The 24,480-nt window shown below is 56.6% G+C and carries 21 protein-coding genes; 12 read left to right on the top strand and 9 right to left on the bottom strand.

The features are described 5' to 3' along the window. Window positions 1-116 precede the first annotated feature (116 nt). The 5 genes from KUF54_RS01260 to KUF54_RS01240 all read right to left on the bottom strand — a co-directional run bounded on the left by KUF54_RS01260 (window position 117) and on the right by KUF54_RS01240 (window position 7,029). Window positions 117-1,109, bottom strand: a complete 993-nt coding sequence (locus KUF54_RS01260) for a Tim44 domain-containing protein (RefSeq protein WP_219344523.1) — start codon at window positions 1,107-1,109, stop codon at window positions 117-119. Between the two features lie 72 nt (window positions 1,110-1,181). Continuing rightward, the gene (gene ubiE, locus KUF54_RS01255) at window positions 1,182-1,913 is read right to left on the bottom strand and encodes a bifunctional demethylmenaquinone methyltransferase/2-methoxy-6-polyprenyl-1,4-benzoquinol methylase UbiE (RefSeq protein WP_219344521.1); all 732 of its coding nucleotides are present in this window, start codon (window positions 1,911-1,913) and stop codon (window positions 1,182-1,184) included. 243 nt (window positions 1,914-2,156) lie between these two features. Next, window positions 2,157-2,576, bottom strand: coding sequence for a gamma-butyrobetaine hydroxylase-like domain-containing protein (locus KUF54_RS01250; protein ID WP_219344519.1), 420 nt, complete (start codon window positions 2,574-2,576; stop codon window positions 2,157-2,159). Between the two features lie 87 nt (window positions 2,577-2,663). Continuing rightward, window positions 2,664-3,104 (bottom strand): HIT family protein, encoded by a 441-nt coding sequence (locus KUF54_RS01245; RefSeq protein WP_219344518.1) that lies wholly within the window; start codon window positions 3,102-3,104, stop codon window positions 2,664-2,666. 7 nt (window positions 3,105-3,111) lie between these two features. Then, window positions 3,112-7,029 (bottom strand): FAD/FMN-binding oxidoreductase, encoded by a 3,918-nt coding sequence (locus KUF54_RS01240; protein WP_219344517.1) that lies wholly within the window; start codon window positions 7,027-7,029, stop codon window positions 3,112-3,114. A 531-nt stretch (window positions 7,030-7,560) separates the two neighbouring features. Between KUF54_RS01240 and ugpB the strand changes: the two genes are divergently transcribed. The 5 genes from ugpB to ugpQ all read left to right on the top strand — a co-directional run bounded on the left by ugpB (window position 7,561) and on the right by ugpQ (window position 12,661). Next, window positions 7,561-8,874, top strand: a complete 1,314-nt coding sequence (gene ugpB / locus KUF54_RS01235) for a sn-glycerol-3-phosphate ABC transporter substrate-binding protein UgpB (RefSeq protein ID WP_219344515.1) — start codon at window positions 7,561-7,563, stop codon at window positions 8,872-8,874. Window positions 8,875-8,995: 121 nt separating this feature from the next. Then, entirely contained in the window at window positions 8,996-9,877 is an 882-nt protein-coding gene (ugpA, locus tag KUF54_RS01230; RefSeq protein WP_219344513.1) for a sn-glycerol-3-phosphate ABC transporter permease UgpA, read from the top strand. 2 nt (window positions 9,878-9,879) lie between these two features. Then, complete coding sequence (gene ugpE, locus KUF54_RS01225) at window positions 9,880-10,728, top strand: sn-glycerol-3-phosphate ABC transporter permease UgpE (RefSeq protein WP_219344511.1); 849 nt, start codon at window positions 9,880-9,882, stop codon at window positions 10,726-10,728. Between the two features lie 65 nt (window positions 10,729-10,793). Next, window positions 10,794-11,801: a sn-glycerol-3-phosphate import ATP-binding protein UgpC gene (locus KUF54_RS01220; protein ID WP_219344509.1), complete on the top strand. Its 1,008-nt coding sequence runs from the start codon at window positions 10,794-10,796 to the stop codon at window positions 11,799-11,801. Window positions 11,802-11,902: 101 nt separating this feature from the next. Then, window positions 11,903-12,661 carry a glycerophosphodiester phosphodiesterase gene (gene ugpQ / locus KUF54_RS01215; RefSeq protein WP_219344507.1) on the top strand — a complete coding sequence of 253 codons (759 nt, stop codon included), beginning with the start codon at window positions 11,903-11,905 and terminating at the stop codon, window positions 12,659-12,661. A gap of 268 nt (window positions 12,662-12,929) precedes the next feature. Here ugpQ and KUF54_RS01210 read toward each other — a convergent pair whose 3' ends face one another. Further along, complete coding sequence (locus KUF54_RS01210; protein ID WP_219344505.1) at window positions 12,930-14,564, bottom strand: tetratricopeptide repeat protein; 1,635 nt, start codon at window positions 14,562-14,564, stop codon at window positions 12,930-12,932. Window positions 14,565-14,900: 336 nt separating this feature from the next. Further along, the gene (locus KUF54_RS01205; protein ID WP_255576216.1) at window positions 14,901-15,194 is read right to left on the bottom strand and encodes a hypothetical protein; all 294 of its coding nucleotides are present in this window, start codon (window positions 15,192-15,194) and stop codon (window positions 14,901-14,903) included. Window positions 15,195-15,248: 54 nt separating this feature from the next. Between KUF54_RS01205 and hemA the strand changes: the two genes are divergently transcribed. The 6 genes from hemA (at window position 15,249) to KUF54_RS01175 (ending at window position 21,130) form a co-directional block, all read left to right on the top strand. Further along, complete coding sequence (gene hemA, locus KUF54_RS01200; RefSeq protein ID WP_219344503.1) at window positions 15,249-16,553, top strand: glutamyl-tRNA reductase; 1,305 nt, start codon at window positions 15,249-15,251, stop codon at window positions 16,551-16,553. Window positions 16,554-16,698: 145 nt separating this feature from the next. Continuing rightward, complete coding sequence (gene prfA, locus KUF54_RS01195) at window positions 16,699-17,778, top strand: peptide chain release factor 1 (protein ID WP_219344501.1); 1,080 nt, start codon at window positions 16,699-16,701, stop codon at window positions 17,776-17,778. 10 nt (window positions 17,779-17,788) lie between these two features. Further along, on the top strand, window positions 17,789-18,694 hold the full coding sequence (gene prmC / locus KUF54_RS01190; protein ID WP_219344499.1) for a peptide chain release factor N(5)-glutamine methyltransferase: 906 nt from the start codon (window positions 17,789-17,791) through the stop codon (window positions 18,692-18,694). Between the two features lie 145 nt (window positions 18,695-18,839). Continuing rightward, on the top strand, window positions 18,840-19,160 hold the full coding sequence (gene grxD, locus KUF54_RS01185; RefSeq protein WP_219344497.1) for a Grx4 family monothiol glutaredoxin: 321 nt from the start codon (window positions 18,840-18,842) through the stop codon (window positions 19,158-19,160). A gap of 42 nt (window positions 19,161-19,202) precedes the next feature. After that, window positions 19,203-19,637 (top strand): ribonuclease HI family protein, encoded by a 435-nt coding sequence (locus KUF54_RS01180; protein ID WP_255576214.1) that lies wholly within the window; start codon window positions 19,203-19,205, stop codon window positions 19,635-19,637. A 125-nt stretch (window positions 19,638-19,762) separates the two neighbouring features. Next, window positions 19,763-21,130, top strand: a complete 1,368-nt coding sequence (locus KUF54_RS01175; protein ID WP_219344493.1) for a hemolysin family protein — start codon at window positions 19,763-19,765, stop codon at window positions 21,128-21,130. Window positions 21,131-21,241: 111 nt separating this feature from the next. On the opposite strand, the gene KUF54_RS01170 is transcribed toward KUF54_RS01175, so the two are convergent. After that, on the bottom strand, window positions 21,242-21,895 hold the full coding sequence (locus KUF54_RS01170) for a lytic transglycosylase domain-containing protein (protein ID WP_219344492.1): 654 nt from the start codon (window positions 21,893-21,895) through the stop codon (window positions 21,242-21,244). Window positions 21,896-21,907: 12 nt separating this feature from the next. Then, window positions 21,908-23,650 (bottom strand): proline--tRNA ligase, encoded by a 1,743-nt coding sequence (locus KUF54_RS01165; RefSeq protein ID WP_219344490.1) that lies wholly within the window; start codon window positions 23,648-23,650, stop codon window positions 21,908-21,910. Between the two features lie 94 nt (window positions 23,651-23,744). On the opposite strand from KUF54_RS01165, the gene KUF54_RS01160 reads away from it, so the two are divergent. Further along, window positions 23,745-24,443, top strand: a complete 699-nt coding sequence (locus KUF54_RS01160; RefSeq protein WP_219344488.1) for an RNA pyrophosphohydrolase — start codon at window positions 23,745-23,747, stop codon at window positions 24,441-24,443. Window positions 24,444-24,480 lie beyond the last annotated feature (37 nt).

Genomic DNA, 24,480 nt, shown 5'->3' with positions numbered 1-24,480 from the left:
AAATCAATCCCCCTGAGTCGCGATTCTCCTTCCCCGAGGGGAAGACATGTTCGCTACGGGAGCTGCTCTTGCTGGACGTCCCTGAGTTGGGACATGCCAGTTTAAGCTTTTGCTGCTTACTGCAGCGCTTGCACGCCGGCTACCAGCCAGCCGCTAGAGCCGCTCTTAGGCTTGGTCATGTTCCAGACTTCGCGGAAGGGGCTAGGACCTGCCGAAGCGTCTTCGCGGATCATGCCGGAGAACTCGACGCTGGCCATATAGCCATTGCCCAGATCTTCGACGCCCAGCAGCTGAGCTTCAATCATCATCACATCCGTGTGATTAGGCTCGCCCGGGCGCTGAGCTTCGCGCTCAGACAGCTGACTGCGGATTTCAGACAGCATTTCGTCCGTCATCATCGAGCGCAGAGAATTAATGTCGGAGCGATCCCATGCAGCTTGCAAAGTGACGAAATTACGCTTCGCAGCAGTCAAGAAGCCCGCTTGGTCAAAGCCTTCTGGCACGTCCCAGTTCTGCGAACCAGCCACAGCAGAACCAATCATGGATCCACCAGCAGCGGCTTGCGGCAAATGATCTTGCTCCCAAGGGCGGGCAGAGGCATCGTTGCCAATTTTTTCTGGGTTGTACTGACGCGCTTGAGGAGCATCAACATTGCCACCCAGATTACCGGCACCCTGAAAAGCGAAGGGGCTGTTGTTAACTTGCGCAGCAGGCGCGCCCTTGCGGCGGCGCATGATCATTCCGACCACTACCATGATGGCCATAGCCAACAAGCCAAACATCAGCATATTGCCAAAAGCCTCGCCCATGCCCAGCGAGTTCGCCAGCCATGCCAAGCCCAAACCTGCGGCCAAACCACCCAGCATTGCACCCCAAGGTTTTTTAGGCGCTGCAGCAGGAGTTGCAGGCGTAGCAGCACGGTTAGGCTGAGCAGCATTTTGCTGCTGAGCTTGCTGAGTATTCTGTGCGGGAGCACGAGAAGCTTCGCGTTGTGTGACGTTACCGGACTGCTTGCCCATAGACGAGCCACCGCCCATACGTTTGGCATCAGCCTCACCGTGAGCCACAACTAACATTGCCACCAAGGCAATTGACCAAAGTTTCTTCATTCCATCTCCCTTCTTATCGAAAGTCGCTACAAAACTGCACACTGGGCGCAAATAACACTTAGAACCTGACAATTAGCACTTAATCCCAACATGTAAGGCACAGATGCCTCCAGTCATGTTGTGATAGTCCACATGGCCAAAGCCGCATTGCTGCATCAAAGCCTTCAACTCTTTTTGGCCGGGGTGCATGCGGATGGACTCCGCCAGATAGCGGTAGCTTTCAGCGTCACCCGCAATCATCTGCCCCATAGCTGGCAAAATTTTGAACGAATAAAAGTCATAGGCTTTCTCAAGCGGCTTAGCCACCTTAGAGAACTCCAGCACCAGCAGCTTGCCGCCGGGGCGCAGAACGCGGTTCATTTCTTTGAGCGCTGCATCTTTGTGCGTCATATTGCGCAAGCCAAATGCAACACTGACCAAATCAAAGTGGCCATCTGGGAAAGGCAGCTTTTCTGCGTCACAAACCAGCGTGGGCAAAATTACGCCCTTATCCGTCAGGCGATCACGCCCCACTCGCAGCATGGCTTCATTGATGTCTGTGTGCACCACTTGGCCAGAAGTTCCCACCTTTTTCGAAAAAGCGAGAGCCAAGTCACCAGTGCCGCCTGCGATATCCAGCGCCTTATCGCCTTCTTTAAGGTTAGCCACCATCAAGGTGTAGGCCTTCCAAGCGCGATGCAAGCCGCCGGACATGACGTCATTCATCACGTCATATTTGGAGGCCACGGAGTCGAACACACCGCGTACACGCGATGCCTTTTCGCTTTCGTCAACCGTGTCGAATCCGAAATGTGTAGAACTCATAACAAAGAATGCTAAGCAAGCAGTGCTTGTGCGTACAGCGACAACCCCGTATGACTACAGGCTTTGAAGCACTATGGTTTTTAGAAAAATAGGCTTTAAGCGCTTATTTGATAAGCACTTAAAGCTATAGGAAATATAGCACCAGCACTAATAACCCTAAGCCTAGAGCTTGCCCAGTGTGGTGCGGGAAGAACGTTTGTACGGGCTTTTAGACCGATACAACACACCCCTCAAAGTCCAACCTCAATGCACGCTGCAGCCGTGACCGCCAGCGCCTTTTTCGGGCATCAGCGTGTCGCGGTTCAGGCCTGCATCTTCAAGGCGCTGCAGGTACTGCTTCCACAGCTCATCTTGCTGGCTCCCCAGTTGATAGAGGTATTCCCAGGTGTAGAGACCGCTTTCATGCCCATCACTAAAGAAAGGTTTGATGGCGTAGTTGCCCACCGGCTCAATGGTGTTGATGCTCACATCACGTTTGCCGGTTTGCAAAACTTCTTGCCCCGGGCCGTGGCCCTGCACTTCGGCCGAAGGCGAGTACACGCGCATCAACTCGAAGGGAATGCGAAAAGTTTTGCCATCCGTATAAGACACCTCCAGCACACGCGATGCGCCATGCACGGTTAATGCCTGAGGGGTGGGAGTGTTGGCTTGTAATCCGGCCATGGTTATCTCCTATTCAATGCGTCAAAGGGCAACCAGAAGCTGCCCTTTGACTTTCCGTTTTCAATCTCCAAATTGGAGATGCATATATCAGGCAGCCCAGAGGGTTAGGGCTTTTTGCAGTACGGCATCGACCGCTGGCAGTTGCTGCGTCACTGCCGCTTCACGGGCGTCATCGCGCTCACGCACAGCGCTTGCCCAGACCGATGCAGGGAAATGACTATCCCATTCATAGCGCGCAATCACGTGCCAATGCAGGTGCGCGACCATATTACCCAGCGCTGCCAAGTTAATCTTGATGGGCGAAAGCTGCTCGCGCAGCACGCGCTCCACCACGGCTACGGCATCCATGCACAAGGCGCGGTCTGCCGCATTCAGGTCCGAAAACTCGGCAGCATGATCCGTCCAGACCACACGATAGAAGGCTGGGAAGCCCTGTTCTACCGCGCGAATCACGCGCAACTTTTCGCCGCGCCAGATCAGCGCACCACCATCGGTAGTGCACAAAGGGCAGTCACTTTGCTTGCTCATCACGGGCTTAAACAAGGACACGTTCAATACCGCCAGCGTTGGCACGCTTGACGTACTCAGGCATCCAGTTCTCACCCAGAATGTCTTTTGCCATCTCGACCACGATGTAGTCGGCTTCCAGCAGGCCATTGTTCATGTCATTGCCGTAGCGCGACAGGCCTTGCAGGCAGCTTGGGCAGCTGGTCAGAATCTTGACGTTTTCCTTGGGTGCCAGAGCACCGCTTTCGCGCAGCTCGACTTCGCTCTTGCGCAACTCTTCCGTCTTGCGGAAACGAATCTGCGTAGAGATATCAGGACGCGTCACACCCAGAGTACCGGACTCACCACAGCAACGCTCGCTCTTGGTGACCTGGTCACCCATCAAGGCCTTGACGGTCTTCATAGGGTCTTGCAGCTTCATAGGCGTATGACAAGGGTCGTGGTACAGATAAGCGCCCTTGTTCTGCAGCGTTATGCCCTTTTCCAGCAGATATTCGTGGATGTCGATGATGCGGCAGCCGGGGAAAATCTTGTCGAACTGGTAACCCTGTAACTGGTCATAGCAAGTACCGCAGCTCACCACCACGGTCTTGATGTCCAGATAGTTCAGCGTAGTCGCCACGCGGTGGAAGAGCACACGGTTGTCCGTGATCATCTTCTCAGCCTTGTCGAACTGACCCGAGCCGCGCTGTGGGTAACCGCAGCACAGGTAGCCGGGCGGCAGCACGGTTTGAACACCGGCGTGCCACAGCATGGCCTGCGTAGCCAAGCCCACTTGACTGAACAGGCGCTCAGAACCACAACCGGGGAAGTAGAACACCGCTTCAGTGTCCGACTTGGTGGTCTTGGGGTCCCGAATAATCGGCACGTAATCCTTGTCTTCAATATCGAGCAAGGCGCGCGCCGTCTTGTTAGGCAAGCCACCGGGCAGCTTCTTATTGATGAAGTGAATCACCTGCTCTTTGATAGGTGCTGGGCCCACCGAAGCAGGCGGGCGAGCCGTCTGCTTCTTGGCAAAGCTTTGCAGCACATCAGCCGCCAGACGTTGAGCCTTAAAGCCCACGCCTACCATGGCCGAGCGCATGAACTTGATGGTGTCCGGGTTCGTGGCGTTGAGCATGGTCATAGCCAGCTTGTTGCCAGGGCGGAAGCTTTTTTTGTCCATCTTGCGCAGCAAATTGCGCATATTCATGCTGACATCGCCAAAGTCGATTTTGACCGGGCAAGGGTTCAAGCATTTATGGCACACAGTGCAGTGGTCGGCCACGTCTTCAAACTCTTGCCAATGCTTGAGCGACACACCGCGGCGGGTCTGTTCTTCATAGAGGAAGGCTTCAACCAGCAACGAAGTCGCCAAAATCTTGTTGCGGGGCGAATACAGCAAATTGGCGCGTGGCACGTGCGTCGCACACACGGGCTTGCACTTGCCGCAGCGCAGGCAATCTTTGACGGAGTTGGCAATAGCGCCAATGTCCGACTGCTGCATGATGATGGACTCATAGCCCATCAGACCAAATGACGGCGTGTAGGCGTTGGTCAGATCCGCAAACATCAGCGATTCGCGCGGCGAGCGGCCATCGTGACTTTGGTGCGCCGATGCGTCCCACTCTTCGTTGCGAATCAGCTTGCCCTTGTTGAAGCGGCCTTCAGGGTCCACGCGCTTTTTGTACGCGGCAAACGGCGCCAGCTCCTCATCGCTGAGGAATTCCAGCTTGGTAATGCCAATTCCGTGCTCACCCGAGATCACGCCATCCAGACTGCGCGCCAAGTCCATGATGCGGGCCACGGCGCCATGCGCGGTCTGCAGCATTTCATAGTCGTCAGAGTTGACGGGCAGATTGGTGTGCACATTGCCGTCACCGGCGTGCATGTGCAAAGCCACCCAAACGCGGCCCTTGAGCACCTTCTGGTGAACCTCGTTGACGGATTCACGCAGGGGCTGGAAGGCAGCACCGGCAAAAATCTGCGACAGCGGCTCTTTGATCTGGGCTCTCCAGCTAGCGCGCAGCGTGTGGTCTTGCAGCTGAGGGAACAGTACTTCCACGCCATCGAGCCAAGCTTGCCACTGGCCGCGCACATCAGCGACCAGCGCCAGCGCTTGCTGCACGCGGTCCTCCAGCAGCTCGGCGCTAGGAATTTCGCCGGCATCGTCGCTCTTGCCTAACGGCAGATCAGAGTTCTTGAAGAATTGGCTCAGTTCATCACAGAGCTTAAGCTTGTTGCGCAGGCTCAGTTCGATGTTGATGCGCTCGATACCGTCGGTGTATTCCGCCATGCGGGGCAGAGGAATCACCACGTCTTCATTGATCTTGAAGGCGTTGGTGTGGCGTGAAATAGCAGCTGTGCGTTTGCGGTCCAGCCAGAATTTCTTGCGCGCTTCGGCGCTGATGGCGATAAAGCCCTCGCCGTTGCGCGAGTTCGCAATACGCACCACTTCGCTAGTTACGCGCGCCACTTCATCGGCATCATCACCGGCAATATCGCCAATCAGCACCATCTTGGGCAGCTTGCCGTTACCCTTTTTGGACTTGGTCGCGTAACCCACTGCCTTGAGATAGCGGTCGTCCAGATGTTCGAGACCCGCCAGCAGCACGCCAGAGCGCTTTTGCTCGGCGAACATATAGTCCTTAATCTCGACGATGGACGGCACTGCATCCTTCGCATTGCCAAAGAACTCCATACACACCGTGCGGGTGTGTGCCGGCATACGGTGCACGACCCAGCGGGCGCTGGTGATCAAGCCGTCCGTACCTTCCTTCTGAATACCGGGCAGGCCAGAGAGGAACTTATCGGTCACGTCCTTGCCCAGACCTTCCTTGCGGAAAGTCTTGCCGGGAATGTCCAAACGTTCGGTGCGAATGTGGGTTTTGCCGTCTGCCTCGAAGTACTTCAGCTCGAAGCAGGCCATCTCGGCATCGTGAATTTTGCCCAGGTTGTGGTCCAGACGCGTGACTTCTAGCCACTGCGCATCGGGAGTCACCATCCGCCAGGACACCAGGTTGTCCAGCGCCGTACCCCACAGAACCGCCTTCTTGCCGCCTGCATTCATGGCCACGTTGCCGCCAATGCAAGACGCTTCGATGGAAGTGGGGTCCACCGCAAACACGAAGCCGCCGCGTTCAGCCGCATCGGCCACGCGCTGTGTCACCACACCGGCTTCAGAGTAAATCGTGGGTACTTCATGATCCACACCGGGGATCATGCGCATCTCAACTTCAGTCATGGCCTCCAGTTTTTCGGTGTTGATCACCACCGAACGCCATGTCAAAGGAATAGCACCACCTGTATAGCCTGTGCCGCCTCCACGCGGAATGATGGTCAGACCCAGCTCGATACAGCCCTTGACCAGACCGGCCATCTCGGCTTCGGTGTCGGGGGTCAAAACGACGAAGGGGTATTCCACACGCCAGTCGGTCGCGTCAGTCACGTGGGCCACACGCGAGAGGCCGTCAAACTTGATGTTGTCTTTAGCGGTATAGGGGCGCAGCGTCTTTTGCACGCGGCGGCGCAGTTGCTCGGCTTCTACAAAAGTGGCATTGAATTCATGCACAGCGCGGTGCGCTGCCTGCACTAACTGGCCGACCAATTGATCGCGCCCCGTGTCCACACTGGGCTCACGACGCTTGTCAATCTCAGACAAACGATGCGCCAACGCCTCAACCAGCGACTTGCGGCGGTCTGGGTTGTGAATCAAATCGTCCTGCAGATATGGATTGCGCTGAACAACCCAAATATCGCCCAGCACCTCGTAAAGCATGCGGGCAGATCGGCCTGTGCGGCGCTCTTGACGCAGCTGATTGAGCACATCCCACATGGATGAGCCCAATAGACGAATCACGATCTCACGGTCAGAGAACGATGTGTAGTTATAGGGAATCTCGCGCAGTCGTGCGGGCTCAGCAGCCTGTGCCTGCAAGGCAGCTGCCATCGCAATCGGTACATTCATGGGGTAGACCGTGTTGGGCGCCCGGTGGCGCCCCGAAGCCAGTGGGATGATGATTTTAAGCGAGCCGCGCCCAGTCTCGCTCAGTTATGGCTTCTGACTTGCCAGCGCTACTATCGCGAAAACAGCAAAGGCACCGATTCGAAGCATTTAACAACCTATGCAGAAATCCTATAGATTGCGCATGAGTAATAAGAAAAATTCGAGCTTTCTGTCACCATCTTTAGCACTGCAGCAAGAGAGCGCACACTACGAAGCTTCGCACTATGCGATTTACTCAAAAATCACACATTAGCGAATCAAAAACAAAGCAATACGAAAGACTACCAACAAAAAACGAAATGGCATTGACCTAGAATGGCGCAACTTCGCGCAACATTACAGGTCACATAAATTCGTCATAAGACGACCTGTGACTGCGGGTTCTGCCCATGGTGATGTGCAAAGTCCAAGCAAACAATGACATCGATATGTCATACGAATGACTTAGTGTGTACCTACACATTTTTCGTCAACGATCGTTAGAGGAGCCTCATGCAATTCAAGCAACTAGCCATGGCTGCAGCCGTCGCTGCAACCGCCTTCTCGGCACAAGCCACCACCGACATTCAATGGTGGCATTCGATGACTGCCGTGAATAACGAGTGGGTCAACGACTTGGCCAAGCAGTTCAACGAAAGCCAGAAGGAATACCGAATCGTCCCCACCTTCAAAGGTGTGTATGACGAATCGATGACGGCAGCCATTGCAGCGTTCCGCTCGGGCAATGCGCCTGACATTCTGCAAGTGTTTGAAGTGGGCACCGCAACCATGATGGCCTCCAAGGGTGCAACTGTGCCCGTGGGCAAGGTGATGCAAGACGCCGGCGTGTCTTTTGACCCCAAGGCTTATATCCCAGCCGTTGCCGGTTACTACACTGCCCCTAACGGTCAGATGCTGAGCTTCCCCTTCAATAGCTCGACAACGATCTTTTATTACAACAAGGACGCCTTCAAGAAGGCTGGCCTGAACGCTGACGTAGCCCCCAAGACTTGGCCCGAAGTATTTGACGCTGCCAAGAAGCTCAAGGCCAGCGGCCACAGCTGCCCTATGACACTGGCATGGCAGGGCTGGACTCAGCTTGAGTCCTTCTCCACATGGCATAACGTTGAGTTCGCGACCGAACAAAACGGCTTGAGCGCCAACGGCTACAAAGCCCGCCTGAAGACCAACTCGCCTTTGCACGTCAAGCACATCGATAACTTGGCTGCTGCTGCCAAGGCTGGTGAGTTTGTTTATAAGGGCCGCGCTTCTACAGCTCAAGCTGCGTTCACCTCGGGTGAGTGCGCCATGATCCAGACATCGTCTGGTTTCTACGGCGACGTGGCCAAGAACGCCAAGTTCAGCTATGCACTGGCTCCCCTGCCTTACTACCCCGATGCGAAGGGTGCTCCCCAGAACACCGTGATCGGTGGCGCATCGCTGTGGGTGATGGCTGGCAAATCGGCTGAGCGCTACAAGGGCGTAGCCAAGTTCTTCGAGTTCCTGTCACAGACCAAGGTTCAGGCCGCTTCTCACCAGCGCACCGGCTACCTGCCTGTGACGATGGCCGCCTATGAGCTGACTGAAAAGTCTGGCTTCTATGCCAAGAACCCTGGCACTGACACTGCTGTCACGCAGATGATCCGCAAGGTCACCAACAACTCACGCGGTATCCGCTTGGGTAACTATGTGCAGATCCGCACCATCGAGGACGAAGAACTCGAACAAGTCTGGTCTGGCAAGAAGACTGGCAAGCAAGCTCTCGACTCCATCGTGACCCGCGGCGATGAGCTGCTGGCACGCTTTGAAAAGTCGTACAAAAAGTAAACCCTCCAGCACCTACAAAGGTGCTGACAGGCCTGCTGTGCCTTCACACAAGGCACAGCACCCTTAAATACCCCGTTGACTGAAATTCAGGCACCGGCGGTTTTTTTATTTGTGACTCCTCATGGAAAAACGCGTACTTTTCCGATCCAGATGGCTTCCTTGGGCGCTTATTGCGCCTCAGCTGCTCATCATCGCCATCTTCTTTTTCTGGCCCGCTGGTCAGGCGGTGCTTCAGTCATTCCAGATGGAAGACGCGTTTGGCATGAACACCGAATGGGTAGGACTGGACAACTTCCGTCAGTTGTTCAGCGACTCCACCTATCTGAACTCTTTCAAACGCACAGCCCTCTTCTCCGTATTGGTGGCTGGCGTCGGTATTGCGGCATCGCTGGGGCTGGCTATTTTTGCCGACCGCATCGTGCGTTTTGCCATGCTCTACAAGACCTTGCTGATCGTGCCTTACGCCGTCGCGCCGGTGATTGCTGGCGTTTTATGGGTCTTTATGTTCTCGCCCTCGATTGGCGTAATCACCCATTACCTGGGTAAGCTGGGCTACGACTGGAACCATTTGATGAACGAAAACCAGGCCATGGCCCTGATCGTCATCACTTCGGTATGGAAGCAGATCTCCTACAATTTCTTGTTCTTCCTCGCAGGCTTGCAATCCATCCCCAAGGCGCTGATTGAAGCCGCCTCAATTGATGGTGCGGGCCCATGGCGCCGTTTCTGGAACATTCAGCTGCCCCTGCTGTCACCCACCACCTTTTTCTTGCTGGTGATCAACATCGTCTACGCCTTCTTTGATACCTTCGGCATCATTGACGCAGCGACGCAAGGCGGCCCCGGTCAATCGACGTCGATTCTGGTCTACAAGGTTTACCAAGACGGCTTCAAGGCATTGGATCTGGGCGGCTCTGCTGCACAGTCCGTCATCCTGATGCTGATCGTTGTCGTGCTGACCGTGATCCAGTTCCGCTATGTTGAAAAGAAAGTGCAGTACTGATCATGGTTGATCGCAATCCCTGGCTCACCTTCATCTCTCACGCCGTACTCGTCCTCGGCGTGGCCATTGTGGCCTTTCCGTTGTACCTGGCCTTAATCGCCTCGACGCACACGGCTGATGCCATCGTGCAATCCCCCATGCCGCTGCTTCCCGGCGCGCACATGTGGGAAAACTACAAAGAAGCGCTCGTTGGCTCCGGCAAGCTGGGCTCCAACACCAACGTCATTCAAATGATGTGGGTCAGCTTCGTGGTGGCCATGATCATCACCGTGGGCAAGATCGCCATCTCGCTGCTGTCAGCCTTTGCCATTGTCTACTTCCGCTTCCCCTTCAAGATGCTGTGCTTCTGGGCTATCTTCTTGACGCTGATGCTGCCCGTAGAAGTGCGCATTTTGCCCACCTACAAGGTTGTGGCGGAACTGGGCATGCTCAATAGCTACGCAGGCCTGACGCTGCCGCTGATCGCCTCCGCCACCGCCACCTTCTTGTTTCGCCAGTTCTTTTTGAGCGTGCCGGACGAGTTGGTCGAAGCCGCCCGCATTGACGGTGCCAGCGCCATGCGCTTTTTCAAGGACATCTTGGTGCCCTTGTCCAAGACATCCATCGCAGCCCTGTTCGTGATTCAGTTCATCTATGGCTGGAACCAGTACCTGTGGCCGCTGCTGATGACAACCTCGGAAGACATGTATCCCGTTGTGATTGGTATCAAGCGCATGCTCGCCGGTGGTGAAGCCGCTGTGGACTGGAACATTGTGATGGCGACCGCCATCTTGGCCATGCTGCCGCCTACGTCCGTGGTGATGCTGATGCAAAAGTGGTTTGTGAAAGGCTTGGTGGATACCGAGAAGTAATCCTCTCCACCACAAGCTCCAAACCCTTCTTTTGACCCAATAAACGAATACCTGGAAGACCTCTCATGGCATCCATCTCTTTAAAGAACATCGTCAAGCGTTACGGCACCGGCAAAGCTGCTGTACCCGTCATTCACGGCGTGAGCGCTGAAATCAAAGACGGCGAATTCGTCGTACTCGTTGGCCCCTCGGGCTGTGGCAAGTCCACCCTGCTGCGCATGATTGCCGGTCTGGAAGAAATCACCGGCGGCGACCTGATGATTGGCGACAAGGTCGTCAACGATCTGGAGCCTGCCAAGCGCGACATCGCTATGGTGTTCCAGAACTACGCGCTGTACCCGCACATGACGAACTACGAGAACATGGCCTATGGCCTGAAGATCGCCAAGGTTCCGGAAGCCGAAATCAAGCAGCGTGTGGACAAAGCCGCCAAAATTTTGGAGCTGACCCAACTGCTAGACCGCAAGCCCCGCCAGCTGTCTGGCGGCCAGCGCCAGCGCGTCGCCATGGGCCGTGCCATCGTTCGCCAGCCCAAGGTCTTCTTGTTTGACGAGCCCCTGTCCAATCTGGATGCCAAGCTGCGCGGCCAAACCCGCCTTGAAATCCAGAAGCTGCACGCTGAACTGGGCATTACCAGCCTGTTCGTAACCCACGATCAGGTTGAAGCCATGACGCTGGCTCAGCGCATGATCGTCATGAACGGCGGCTATGTTGAGCAGTTCGGCACCCCCGAAGAGGTCTACCACACCCCCGCCTCGGTGTTTGTGGCCGGCTTCATCGGTTCGCCCCCCATGAACCTGCTCAAGACCTCGTCCAACGGCAAACCCGGCATGATTTTGGGCATTCGTCCTGAGCATATCGACTTGGTCGATTCTGGCGGCGTCGAGTTCCAAGTGGAAACTGTAGAGCTGCTGGGTGCCGAGCGCCTGCTGTACGGCAAAGTGAACGGCGAAACCGTGACGGTGCGCATCGAAGAAGGCAAGTCCTTCCCCAAGTCCGGTGAAACCGCCCGCATTCAATTCCGCGAAGATCGTCTGCACTGGTTCAACGCCGAAACCGGCAAGCGTGCCTGACCCACGCTGAATCGATAGAGCATTTATCGATCTAACCCTTATCAAGAGCACCCCAGCCCTGAGCTTGTGGTGCTCTTGTCACATTTGCACTGACAACGACCATGACTACTGCTTTGAAACCTTGGCCCTACCCCCGCTGGGCCGCCCACCGCGGCGCTGGCAAGCTGGCCCCTGAAAACACCTTGAGCGCCTTTCGCCTTGGCGCACTGCACGGCTACCGCTTCTTTGAGTGCGATGCCAAGCTGAGCCAAGATGGCGTGCTGTTTTTGATGCACGACGCCACGCTAGAGCGTACCACCAACGGCCACGGCACGGGCAGCGAGCTGACTATGGGCGAGATTGCCCAGTTGGATGCTGGCAGCTGGCATTCTCGCGCCTACGCTGGCGAAGCTTTGCCTACGCTAGAGGCTCTAGCCCGCTGGTGCTTGGCCAACCACCTGCACCTGAACGTAGAAATCAAGCCCACGCCCGGCCAAGAAGAAGAAACCGGCCGTGCCTGTGGCGAGCTGATGAACCGTATTTGGCCCAAAGATGCCGTGCAGCCACTGTTCACCTCATTCAAAACAGAGTCGCTCAAAGCAGCGCTTGAGGTTGCACCCCATATTCCCCGCGGCCTGCTTGTGGACAAATTGGCCGACGGCACCGGTGATGCCGACTTAAAAACAGCACTCGATCTGGATTGCCACGCCTTGGTCCTCAACCACGCACTGTGGGATGAGGCTCTGGTCACCAAGGTGCATGGCGCAGGCCTGCGCTGCAGCAGCTACACCATCAACGACGAATGGGCCGCCAAGCGCCTAATGGATCTAGGTGTAGACGGCATCATCACAGACCGCGTGGATTTGTTTAGCCCGGCATAAAGCAACAATCACTTCTATATTGATAGCTGATAGTCCTTTAAACACATTGATTTCAGGTAATTAATGACCTGAAATCAATGGACTGCGACTGTGAGATGCATCAAGCAGAAAAGCGACTAGGCCGCCCTTTGTAGAAGAGCGGCTGAAGCAACCCAAGAAGCACACAGCGTCAAAAAGCTGAACATCCCAGTAAATCGCGAATCCCGAAAAACGTAAAAAACGCTTCTCGAAAGAAGCGTTTTTTACGTTCGGTCAAACCGCTAAACAGTCAAGATCCGCGCTTGGGCTGCCAAGTCAGTGCCTTGCTTTGCTGTTCGGCCACTTGGGCAATAGTCAGCTTGTTAGCAGTCTCATCGCGGCGTTTGGCGGCATCGCCACCCAGCTCCATCGCGGCCAAGTTGTACCAGAAGTAGGCCTTGGCATGGTCACGCGACACTCCCTGACCTTGTGCGTACACCATAGCCAGATTGAACTGAGCTGCAGCATCGCCTTGATCGGCGGCACGCTGGTACCACTGCACAGCCTTGCCGTAGTCGCGGGACATGCCCTGACCTTCGGCATACATCACACCCAAACGGTTTTGCGCGCCAGAGTGGCCTTGCTCAGCTGCTGCGGTGTACCACTTCAAAGCCATAGCGGGGCTGGCTGCGCCGCCTTGGCCATCGGCATACAAACGCGCCAAATTGAACTGAGCCGATGCATCCCCCTTGTCCGCTGCGCGGCGGAACCACTGCATGGCATTGGCATAGCTTTGCGGCACGCCACGACCTTCGGCATACAGCGTACCCACGTTATTTGTGGCGGCGGCATGACCTTGCTCAGCTGCCTTTTGATACCAAAGCAGGGCCGTTGCGTAGTTCTGGGGCGTACCCAGACCTTCGGCATACACAGTACCCAGGTTGTACTGAGCGTCTGCATGGTTCTGATCCGCAGCGCGCTGGAACCATTGAGCGGCATAGGCAGGGCTTTGTTCCACACCCAGACCATAGAGGTACAGACGGCCCAGATTGTTCTGGCCATCGGCATTCCACTGCTCAGCGCTCTTTTGGAACCACGATGCAGCCAGCTTGTAATCACGCTGCACACCCACGCCATCCATATACATGCGGCCTAAGCTGTTTTGCGCCCGGGCATCACCTTGCTCGGCAGCGCGTTGCAGCCACTGAGCGGCTTGCACCGGGTCTAGCTTCACGCCCATGCCGTCAGACAGCATAGAGCCCAGCTGGTTTTGCGCCTCGGCGTGACCTTGATCCGCCGCCTTTTTGAACCAATCGGCAGCCGTCATGTAGTTAACGGCCACGCCATTGCCCTTCAAAAAGCGCTGACCCAACTCAAACTGAGCCGTGACATGACCTTGAGCCGCAGACTTTTCCAGCCACTGCGCCGAAGTGCTAAAGCTTTGGGGCACACCCAAGCCATCTTGATAGAGGTGCGACAGGTTGTACTGCGCTACCGCATTGCCCTGCTGGGCTGCGCGGCCGTACCACTGTGCGGCCTCGCGGTAATTTTGGGGCACGCCTTGGCCATTGGCATACAGGGCGCCCAGACTGTTTTGCGCACCCGCATGATTTTGCGCTGCGGCCTTGCGAAACCACTGCGCAGCCATGGCTGCGTTCTGAGGCACGCCTTGGCCGTGCGCATACATCTCACCTAACTGGTTCTGCGCCTTGGCATCCCCGCGCTCGGCCGCTTGCAGCGGGCCAGCTGTAGAGGCAACGCGTGTGCCAGACACTGGCAGCGGGCCATATTGCAGGCGGCTGAACTCAAACTGCGGAGCAGAAGTAGCGGCTCGGGAATCGCGCAGAAAATTCATGCGGCCTTCCGCACCGGTTTGCGCGGTTGCGCTCTGGGCAAAAACCGCCAGACACGACATGACCAGCGCTGCGATGGGAGTGAACTTCATTCCGTTACGATTCCTAGATACGTGCCGTTACAGCAGATATACGATGACACCAACCTGCGAGCGTAACTGATTCTGATAGCAGCTTGGCTAAGGAATTCCTCAATCGCAGCATCCTCGCCACAGTTTTTTGACATTTAAAGCACGCATAAAAAAGCCCGGCAATACCGAGCTTGAGGTAAGTCGTTGGATGTCAGCTTTCACTCACTCACAACCAGCGAGTGTCTTTTTAAAGACTGAAAGGCTCGCAAAAGCTGGCGCGAATACAACAGCCAAATTGAGTCAGATCAAGTTTCACCGCAAAACCGCTTCGCTAAAAGCTGCAATTCGAGCCACAACTCAGCGCCAAGTACGTGAAAGAGCCCACTGACACAAGGCACTTGCGCCAATTAAAGCGGCGTAGCTGAGCATCTTTCCGTCGCGCGAAAACAGCCATAGGCCAGCCCATAAAACGACTGAACTCATTATGAAATTGATAGCTACCTGTGCAATAAAGGATTGGGCTCCAGCCTTGTTTAGCTGAAAAATCTGAGCACAAATCGCCAATCCAAGGGCTAGGGAAAAAGCAGGGGCCGCGAAGTTGGCTAAATGATTTACGCTAGCAACAAAATCCATGACAGCAATCGTTTCCAAGGCTTTGAGCTCAGGAGATGCCCGAGCCGGTACTAAATTTTATAATCGCACGTTATGGCAGTCTGGGCTTTAGGCATCAATCACCACACGGCTCCGCTCGATTTGCGGGGCCGGTTTGCGTTCGCGCTCGATCAGATCGAGCCGACACTGCAAGGCCTGCGCGCGTCCCTGGGCCAAGCAGGCAAAGCCCACAGCGCGGTGGAAACAGCCATTCTCTCTACCTGCAATCGCACCGAAATTTACTGCGCAGCCGATGCCCCAGCCATGGATCACACCATGCATTGGCTGGCCAACAGCGGCGGTGTGGCACCTGATTTGCTGCGCCAGCACTCTTACGTATTGCAAGATGGTTTGGTCGCACGTCACGCATTTCGCGTGGCTTCGGGCTTGGACTCCATGGTGCTGGGCGAGGCCCAAATCCTTGGTCAGATGAAAAACGCCGTGCGCGCTGCGGAAACGGCAGGCGCACTGGGCACCACGCTCAACCAATTGTTTCAGCGCAGCTTTGCGGTCGCCAAAGAAGTGCGCTCGTCTACCGAAATTGGCGCGCACAGCATCTCTATGGCAGCTGCCGCCGTGCGCTTAGCCGGTCAGTTGTTTGAAGACTTGGGCCAAATCAAGGTACTGTTTGTGGGCGCTGGCGAGATGATCGAGCTGGTCTCCACCCACTTTGCGGCCAAGAACCCTAAGCAAATCACCATCGCCAACCGCACGGTAGAGCGCGGCGAGAAGCTGGCAGCCCAGTTTGGCGCGAGCACTATGCGCTTGGCCGACCTTCCAGAGCATTTGCACGAGTACGACGCCATCATTAGCTGCACAGCCTCAACCCTGCCCATCATCGGCTTGGGTGCTGTGGAGTCTGCTCTCAAAAAGCGCAAACGCCGCCCCATGTTTATGGTGGACTTGGCGGTACCACGCGATATTGAAGCTCAGGTCAAAGACCTGAAAGACGTTTACCTCTACACCGTAGATGATCTGGCCACTGTGGTTCGCACAGGCCAAGCGCAGCGCCAGGCTGCGGTGCAGCAAGCCGAAGTCATCATCGACACGGGCGTGCAAAGCTTTATGCAGTGGATGGACCAGCGCAACCCCGTGGGCGGCGCAGTCTCGCTGATTCAGCAAGTCAACGCGCAGGCTGACGAATGGCGCGCCCTTGAAATTGCCCGCGCTAAAAAACTGATCGCCAAGGGCGAAGACATTGACACCGTGCTGGAAGCGCTTTCGCGCGGCCTGACACAAAAAATGCTGCACGGCACCATGGCCGAGCTCAACAAAGGCGATGCCGATGAGCGCGCTCAGACGGCAAACGCCGTCAGCCGCCTGTTTCTGCGCTCCACTCGCAACGCCAACAAGCTTTAGCGGCGCTCCCCCGCTTTCGCGCAGCGCCCCGGCTGCGTTAGGTCTCGGCTCGTACAAAGCCCACGGCCAAACTTACTCTCCTCCTGATACCCCACGGAATGCGCCCCTGCTGGGCGCCCCTCCGTATAAAGCCACGGCAAACACCATGCAAGACTTTTTGCGCAATCAGCTCGAACGCTATGCCCTACGTCTGCAAGAGCTGGACTTTCTGCTCTCGCGTGAAGACATCATGGGCGACATGAAGCAATACCGCAGCATCTCCCGCGAGCATGCTGACGTGACCGCCATTGCCAGCCGCTACACGCGCCACCAGCAAGCCAGCGCCGATATCGCGGCCGCACGCGAGATGCTCAGCGACCCTGATATGACTGAGATGGCGCAAGAAGAAATCACCAACGGCGAAGCTGAACTCATCAAGCTTGAAGACGATCTGCAGCGCATGCTGCTGCCCAAAGACCCCGACGACGCCCGCCCCGCCTTCATGGAAATTCGCGCCGGCACCGGTGGCGATGAGTCAGCCCTGTTTGCCGGCGATCTGGCTCGCATGTACACCCGCTACGCCACCACCGTGGGCTGGAAAGTCGAAGTCATGAGCGCCAATGAGGCGGAAATTGGCGGCTACAAAGAAGTAGTGCTGCGCATTGAAGGGGACAACGCCTATGGCGCGCTGCGCTTTGAGTCCGGTGGCCACCGCGTGCAGCGCGTGCCCGCCACCGAAACCCAGGGCCGCATCCACACCAGTGCCTGCACCGTGGCCGTGATGCCCGAGCCCGATGAAGCCGAGGCCATCACCCTCAACCCAGCCGACCTGCGCATTGACACCTACCGCGCCAGCGGCGCTGGTGGTCAGCACATCAACAAAACGGACTCTGCCGTGCGCGTGGTTCATTTGCCCACCGGTATCGTGGCCGAATGCCAAGACGGCCGCAGCCAGCACAGCAACAAGGCCAAGGCTTTGCAAGTGCTGCAAGCCCGCATTCAAGAAAAAGAACGCAGCGAACGCGCCGCCAAAGAGGCCGCCATGCGCAAGGGCTTGATTGGCTCGGGCGACCGCAGTGACCGCATCCGCACTTACAACTTCCCGCAGGGCCGAATGACGGACCACCGCATCAACCTCACGCTGTACAAGCTGCTGGCCATCATGGAGGGCGATATGGCCGATGTGATGCAAGCCCTACAGCACGCCCGCGAAGCCGAGTTGCTGGCCGAGCTGCAAGCCGACTAAGTGCTGCGACATGACTGCCTCTGCCTCTGCCTCTGCCTCTGCCTCTGCCTCTGCCCCGGCCCCGGCCCCTGCTGGCTCTTTAACCGTTGCCCAAGCCCTCATGCAAGCCGCCCAATTGGGCCTGCCGCGCGTAGATGCGCAAATGCTGTTGCTACATTTAATGCAGCAGCCAGCCCATGCCCGTGCTTGGCTCATCACGCATGACACCGATATTTTGAGCGCCCAACAGCAAGCGCACTGGAGCGATCTGTGCGCCCAGCGTTTGCAAGGCGCTCCGGTGGCTTACCTTACCGGGCACAAAGAGTTTTACGGGCTTGAGCTGGCTGTAGATGCCCGCGTGCTGGACCCTCGGCCCGATACCGAAACGCTGGTGGATTGGGCGCTGGAACTCATCCCGGCAGATGCACCCCACCGCGTGATTGACCTTGGCACCGGCAGCGGTGCTATTGCGTTGGCCCTGCAAAGCCAGCGCCCTTGCGCCCAAGTCATTGCCGTAGATGCCAGCGCCGATGCACTGACCGTGGCACAGGCCAATGCCAGGCGCCTGAACCTGCCGGTGCAATTTGCCCACGGCAGCTGGCTGGAACCCTTAACCGGCCAACCGCCAGCGGACCTGATTGTCAGCAACCCGCCCTATATTCGCGCCGATGATCCGCATTTAGCAGCGCTGACGCATGAGCCGCTTTCGGCTCTGGCCAGTGGCGCGGATGGTCTGGAAGATATTCACAGCATCATCGACCAAGCCCCTGCACAACTCAAAATAGGCGGCTGGCTGATCTTTGAACATGGCTGGGATCAGGCGCATGATGTGGCCCAGCTCTTGCAAGCCGCAGGCTTTGAGCAGGTGCAGCATCGAAGCGACCTCGCTGGTATTGCCCGCTGCACTGGCGGCAGTTGGCCTGCTAATGTCTCTTAATGCCTGATAAGGCTTGATTTTCAGAGCCACGACCCCAAGATATATACCTAACAAGATTTCCTCACAGCGCCCCATTCATTGCGGTCAGTGAAATAATTACAAACATCGCGGCTGTTACTGCCGTTTCTCGAATACGGAGCCCACTATGAGCAACCCACAACAACGCATCGACGACCTGGTTAAGAACAACGACATCCTGTTGTTCATGAAGGGCAACGCAAGCTTTCCTCAGTGCGGCTTCTCTGGCCGTGCCATCCAAATCCTGAAGGCCTGCGGTGTGGACGCCAAGTCCATCGCCACCGTGAACGTGCTGGAAGATCAAGAAATTCGCCAAGGCATCAAGGAATACAGCCAGTGGCCCACCATTCCGCAGCTCTACATCAAGGGCGAATTCGTGGGCGGCTCGGACATCATGATGGAGATGTACGAATCGGGCGAACTCAAGCAAATGCTGACTGGCGAATAAGCCTCAGCACACCATAAGCCACCCTTACCGGTGGCTTTTTTCATGCCAGCGCCAAAACCTGCCCCCTCCCACCACTGCTGTATCTACATTGACGGCAGCTCCCTACCCAACCCCGGCCCCATGAGTCTGGGTGTTGTGCTGCGCATGCCTGATGGTACGCAGCACACGCTATCCAAAGCACTGCACCAAAGTGGCTGCAACAACGAAGCGGAATTGCTAGCCCTAATGGCCGCGCTCAATTTGGCGCGTGAACTCAGTGCCACTTGCCTGACCATTCGCACCGACTCCAGCGTATTGCTTGAGCAACTAGGCCCGCCTACGGCCAAACCCGCCCGGCCCATCGCCAGACTGAGCTATTTGTTTGATGAGGCCCGCCAGCAAATGCAAGGCTTTGATGAGCTGGTGCTGCAATGGATACCCAGACACCGCAACACCGAAGCCGATGCGCTAGCCAGAGCTGCGCACACACAGCTTTGAGCATGCCCAAGCCCGGAGAAGCCCATAGGCCCAGGCCATTCCCGAGTCCATGTTTTATGTGGTCGAATGGAGCGTCTTTGATTTCAAGTTGCGAGCGCTTTTAAACAGCCGCAACTGCCTTGCCTATGAATTTGTCCGAAAGCCTTCTGGTGATAGCCCTGCTGATTTTGCTCAGCGCCTTCTTTTCCGTAGCGGAAATTTCTCTGGCCGCATCACGACGCTTGCGGCTGAGAAAAATGGCCGACGATGGAGATGAACGAGCAGAGCGTGCCTTGCGCGTGCAAGAGCACCCTGGTGAGTATTTCACCGTCGTGCAAGTGGGACAAAATGCAGTCGCCATCCTCGGCGGCATCGTGGGCGAAGGTGCATTCAGCCCTTCGATCACGCAGTTCTTCACCCTTTGGTTTTCAGCTGAGTCGTCTGCCACTCTAGGCTTTCTGCTCTCATTTTTGATTATTACTTCGGCCTTCATCTTACTGGCTGATTTGCTGCCGCGCCGCATCAGCATGAATGAGCCAGAGCGCTACATCGTGCGCGTGCTGGCCCCCATGCGCGGCTTTGTGGTGGTTTTCAAGCCCATCATCTGGTTTTACAACCTCGTTACCGACAGCTTGTTTCGCCTGCTCGGCCTGCCCAGCACGCGCGATGAGCGAATTACCAGCGACGATATTCTGGCCATGACCATGGCAGGCACCAAGACCGGTTTATTGGCGGTACGCGAGCAGCAAGTTATTGCCAATGTATTTGAGCTCGATTCGCGCATCGTGGCCTCCGCCATGACGCAGCGCGAGCGCATCGCTTTCTTCTTCAAAGATGACTCCGACGCCATCATTCGCGCCCGCATTGCCGAAGAGCCTTTCTCCACCTACCCTGTGTGCGATGGCGATATCGATCGCGTGATTGGCTATGTGGACGCCAAAGACCTGTTTCAGCGCGCCCTCAACAACCTCCCTATATCGCTACAAGACGAGTCGCTGGTTCACAAAGTACTCATCGTGCCCGACCGCCTGACACTTGCCGAAGTGCTGGAGCAATTTCGCCAAGTCCACGAAGACTTTGCGGTCATCGTCAACGAATACAGCCGCGTTGTGGGCGTCGTCACCCTCAACGATGTGATGAGCACCGTGATGGGCGATTTGGTCAGCCCCTCTGACGAAGAAGAGCAAATCATCCGCCGTGACGAAACCTCTTGGCTGATTGATGGCGTCACGCCTGTCGAAGACGTCATGCGCGCTCTGCACTTAGACGATATGCCGCATGACGATGAGTACGAGACGCTGGGCGGTTTCCTCATGGTCATGCTGCGCCGTGTGCCGCGACGCACGGATGCGGTGATCTGGGGTGGCTACAAATTTGAAGTACTGGATGTGGACAGTTACCGCATTGACCAAGTCATGGTCACTCAACTGCCCAAAAACACACCAGAGTCTGCGGCCGCATCTACCGACATTGCACAGAGCGCGGCACAGGCCACCAAACACAATAACTCCTAAATCAGGAGCTACTTGCGCCTTCCATAAAGCTGTATGCGTAGGTTTTTGGCTTGAAACCCATAAAAAAAGAGCGCCATGCGCTCTTTTTTTCATAGTCGAGCTCGAAGCTCATCAAGCAGACTTTGGCTGCTCAACCTGCCAACTGCGCTGCGCGCCATACACAGCATTCGGGTACTGGGGCTGACCGCGGCTGCCGTTGTAGCGGCCTAGCGCCATATAGGTATCGCCTTTTTCACGGTCTAGGTAATGGCGCAAGATCACGCAGCCAAAGCGCAGATTGGTCTGCATATGAAACAGCTTACCAATGTCGCCATCGCCAATTAATCGCATCCAAAACGGCATGATCTGCATATAACCACGCGCCCCGACGCTGGAGATGGCGAACTTGCGATAGCCGCTTTCCACCTGAATCAGCCCCATCACCATGGACACATCCAGCCCGGCGCGCTTGGATTCGTACCAGACGGTCTGCAAAAAATCGCGTCGCAACTGCGGATCAGCCTTGCGCTTGACCAGCTTGTCGCTACAAGCCACCAGCCAACGCAAATAGTCCATGCGCGCTTCGGTTGTGGTGAACTCTAGCTCCGGCGGTGCACCCGAGCCCCCCACCGCAGCCCTCAGCGCAGAGCGCACTGAATCGACCAACGGCTCTTCCAGCTGCCCACCTGCCCAAGCGGTTTGCGGCAGCAGCCAGCCTGCCCCTGGAAGGGCAAGCGAGGCGGCGGCAGTTAAGCAGGAGCGGCGGCTGAAAAAGCTCTCGGTCATAGATACAGTAGCTTACAAGCCCAAACGACTCTTGAGGTGAGTTAGTACCTCATCCGTCGCCAGCTTTGTCGCTTCTGTGTCACGGCGCTGCTGGTACTCAACCACGCCTTCCTTCAAACCACGATCACCCAGCACCACACGGTGGGGCACGCCAATCAGCTCCCAGTCGGCCAGCATGGCGCCCGGGCGCTCATCGCGGTCGTCCAAGATGACATCTACGCCCAGCGCCAGCAGCGCGTCGTACAGCTTGAAGGCCTCTTCCTTCACCGCTTCGCTGCGACCCATGCCGATGGGGCAAATCACCACGGTGAACGGCGCAATCGCATCCGGCCAGATAATGCCGCGCTCGTCATGGTTTTGCTCAATGGCGGCAGCCGGCAGGCGAGTTACGCCAATACCGTAGCAGCCCATTTCAAAGAACTGGGGCTTGCCGTTGTCGCCCAGGAAGGTCGCCTTCATGGCTTCGGAATACTTGGTGCCCAAATAGAACACGTGACCAATTTCAATGCCGCGCTCAATCGCCAGCTCGCCCGCACCGTCAGGCGACTTGTCGCCCGCCACCACGTTGCGCAAGTCGGCAATCACAGCTGGCTCGGGCAGGTCACGGCCAAAGTTCACGCCAGCGATGTGGAAGTCTTCTTCATTGGCACCGCACACCCAGTCGGCCATCACGGCCACATCGCGGTCCACCACGATATTCACGGGTTTCTTCAAGCCGATAGGGCCCAGATAGCCGGGCTTGCTGCCGAAGTGCTCTTCAATCTCGGGCACGGAGGCAAAGCGAAAGCCCGCCAAACCTTGGACCTTAGCGGCCTTGATCTCATTCATTTCATGGTCGCCACGCAACAGCAGCAACCAGACTTGGGTCTTAACGATCAAGCCCTTGTCGTCCAGCTCATCGGTAGCCAGCACCAGCGACTTGACGGTTTGGCTCAATGGCAGGCCCAGCTGAGCTGCCACAGCTTCACAGGTGCTGTTGCCGGGGGTAGCGACCTTTTCCATGGCCTTGCCAGCAGCAGGGCGGGCCTGCGTGGGCGCCAGAGACTCGGCTTTTTCGATGTTGGCGGCGTAATCGCTCTGTGGGCAATAGACGATGGCGTCTTCACCGGTAGAGGCGATCACTTGAAACTCTTCGCTCAGATCACCGCCAATGGCACCGGAGTCCGCACGCACAGCGCGGTACTGCAGACCAAAGCGATCAAAGATGCGCTTGTAGGCTTCGCGCATGGTCTGGTAGCTGATCTGGGCGGTATCGCGGTCTTTGTCGAAGGAGTAAGCGTCCTTCATGATGAATTCGCGGCCACGCATCAGGCCAAAGCGAGGACGGCGCTCGTCGCGGAACTTGGTCTGGATCTGGTACAGGTTCTTGGGCAGCTGTTTGTAGCTCTTGAACTCCTGGCGTGCGATATCGGTCACCACTTCTTCGGAAGTAGGCTGAATGATGAAATCGCGGCCGTGGCGGTCCTGGATACGCAGCAGCTCTGGGCCCATCTTCTCGAAGCGACCGGTTTCCTGCCACAGCTCAGCAGGCTGCACCACAGGCATCGTCGTTTCAATCGCACCGGCGCGGTTCATTTCTTCGCGCACGATGGCCTCGACCTTGCGAATCACGCGCAAGCCCATAGGCATGTAGTTGTAGATACCAGCACCCAGTTTTTTGATCATGCCAGCCCGCGTCATGAGCTTGTGGCTGACCACTTCGGCATCGGCCGGAGCTTCTTTCAGGGTGGAGATGAGAAATTGGGAGGCTTTCATGGGGCTGGCAATTCAGTGGAAATAGGCATGGCCCGCTTGTCGATCACAAGGGGCCATGCATAATGAACACAATTCAAAAATTTGGGGTTTGATTATGCTTGACCGGGACGGATTTCGCCCGAACGTCGGCATCATCCTGCTCAACCAAAGAAACCAGGTGTTCTGGGGAAAACGCATTCGCACCCACAGCTGGCAGTTTCCGCAAGGTGGCATTGATCGAGGGGAGACACCCGAGCAAGCCATGTTTCGTGAACTGCATGAGGAAGTGGGGCTGAGGCCCAATCACGTTCGCGTGGTTGCCCGCACTAGGGACTGGTTGCGCTACGAGGTGCCAGACAGGTATATCCGCCGAGACGCTCGCGGGCATTACAAGGGCCAAAAGCAAATATGGTTTTTGCTTCAATTGGTAGGGCATGACTGGGATTTAAACCTTCGTGCCACCGACCACCCTGAGTTTGATGCTTGGCGCTGGAACGACTACTGGGTTCCACTCGATGTAGTCGTAGAGTTCAAACGCGGTGTATATGAAATGGCTCTGACTGAGCTGGCCCGCTTTCTGCCGCGTAGCGAGCAGCAGCGCAACCGTTACCTACGCAGTGGCATGCGGCCACGCGAGCAGGACGCAAATCAGCCTGATGCTGAGCATCCTATGCACCATACGGCAGCGCTTTACCCGGCCAGAACGGGCAGTTTTCGGATCAATCCAGGCATAGAGCTACCGCCCGGTGCTAGTTTTGATCCAGACCCGCAGACAAGCCTCGATATGCTGCAAAGCAGCAAGCCTTTGCAATAAGAAAAGCCGTAATGCATCACCTGCATTACGGCTTTTT

The organism is Comamonas sp. Y33R10-2 (genome assembly GCF_019355935.1).
Taxonomy (GTDB): domain Bacteria; phylum Pseudomonadota; class Gammaproteobacteria; order Burkholderiales; family Burkholderiaceae_C; genus Comamonas.
This window is presented reverse-complemented; position numbering and strand designations above follow the sequence as displayed.

Coding starts and splice junctions, on each gene's coding strand:
- KUF54_RS01260 (WP_219344523.1), bottom strand. CDS start 1,109: ATGAAGAAACTTTGGTCAATTGCCTTGGTGGCAATGTTAGTTGTGGCT.
- ubiE (WP_219344521.1), bottom strand. CDS start 1,913: ATGAGTTCTACACATTTCGGATTCGACACGGTTGACGAAAGCGAAAAG.
- KUF54_RS01250 (WP_219344519.1), bottom strand. CDS start 2,576: ATGGCCGGATTACAAGCCAACACTCCCACCCCTCAGGCATTAACCGTG.
- KUF54_RS01245 (WP_219344518.1), bottom strand. CDS start 3,104: ATGAGCAAGCAAAGTGACTGCCCTTTGTGCACTACCGATGGTGGTGCG.
- KUF54_RS01240 (WP_219344517.1), bottom strand. CDS start 7,029: ATGAATGTACCGATTGCGATGGCAGCTGCCTTGCAGGCACAGGCTGCT.
- ugpB (WP_219344515.1), top strand. CDS start 7,561: ATGCAATTCAAGCAACTAGCCATGGCTGCAGCCGTCGCTGCAACCGCC.
- ugpA (WP_219344513.1), top strand. CDS start 8,996: ATGGAAAAACGCGTACTTTTCCGATCCAGATGGCTTCCTTGGGCGCTT.
- ugpE (WP_219344511.1), top strand. CDS start 9,880: ATGGTTGATCGCAATCCCTGGCTCACCTTCATCTCTCACGCCGTACTC.
- KUF54_RS01220 (WP_219344509.1), top strand. CDS start 10,794: ATGGCATCCATCTCTTTAAAGAACATCGTCAAGCGTTACGGCACCGGC.
- ugpQ (WP_219344507.1), top strand. CDS start 11,903: ATGACTACTGCTTTGAAACCTTGGCCCTACCCCCGCTGGGCCGCCCAC.
- KUF54_RS01210 (WP_219344505.1), bottom strand. CDS start 14,564: ATGAAGTTCACTCCCATCGCAGCGCTGGTCATGTCGTGTCTGGCGGTT.
- hemA (WP_219344503.1), top strand. CDS start 15,249: ATGGCAGTCTGGGCTTTAGGCATCAATCACCACACGGCTCCGCTCGAT.
- prfA (WP_219344501.1), top strand. CDS start 16,699: ATGCAAGACTTTTTGCGCAATCAGCTCGAACGCTATGCCCTACGTCTG.
- prmC (WP_219344499.1), top strand. CDS start 17,789: ATGACTGCCTCTGCCTCTGCCTCTGCCTCTGCCTCTGCCTCTGCCCCG.
- grxD (WP_219344497.1), top strand. CDS start 18,840: ATGAGCAACCCACAACAACGCATCGACGACCTGGTTAAGAACAACGAC.
- KUF54_RS01180 (WP_255576214.1), top strand. CDS start 19,203: ATGCCAGCGCCAAAACCTGCCCCCTCCCACCACTGCTGTATCTACATT.
- KUF54_RS01175 (WP_219344493.1), top strand. CDS start 19,763: ATGAATTTGTCCGAAAGCCTTCTGGTGATAGCCCTGCTGATTTTGCTC.
- KUF54_RS01170 (WP_219344492.1), bottom strand. CDS start 21,895: ATGACCGAGAGCTTTTTCAGCCGCCGCTCCTGCTTAACTGCCGCCGCC.
- KUF54_RS01165 (WP_219344490.1), bottom strand. CDS start 23,650: ATGAAAGCCTCCCAATTTCTCATCTCCACCCTGAAAGAAGCTCCGGCC.
- KUF54_RS01160 (WP_219344488.1), top strand. CDS start 23,745: ATGCTTGACCGGGACGGATTTCGCCCGAACGTCGGCATCATCCTGCTC.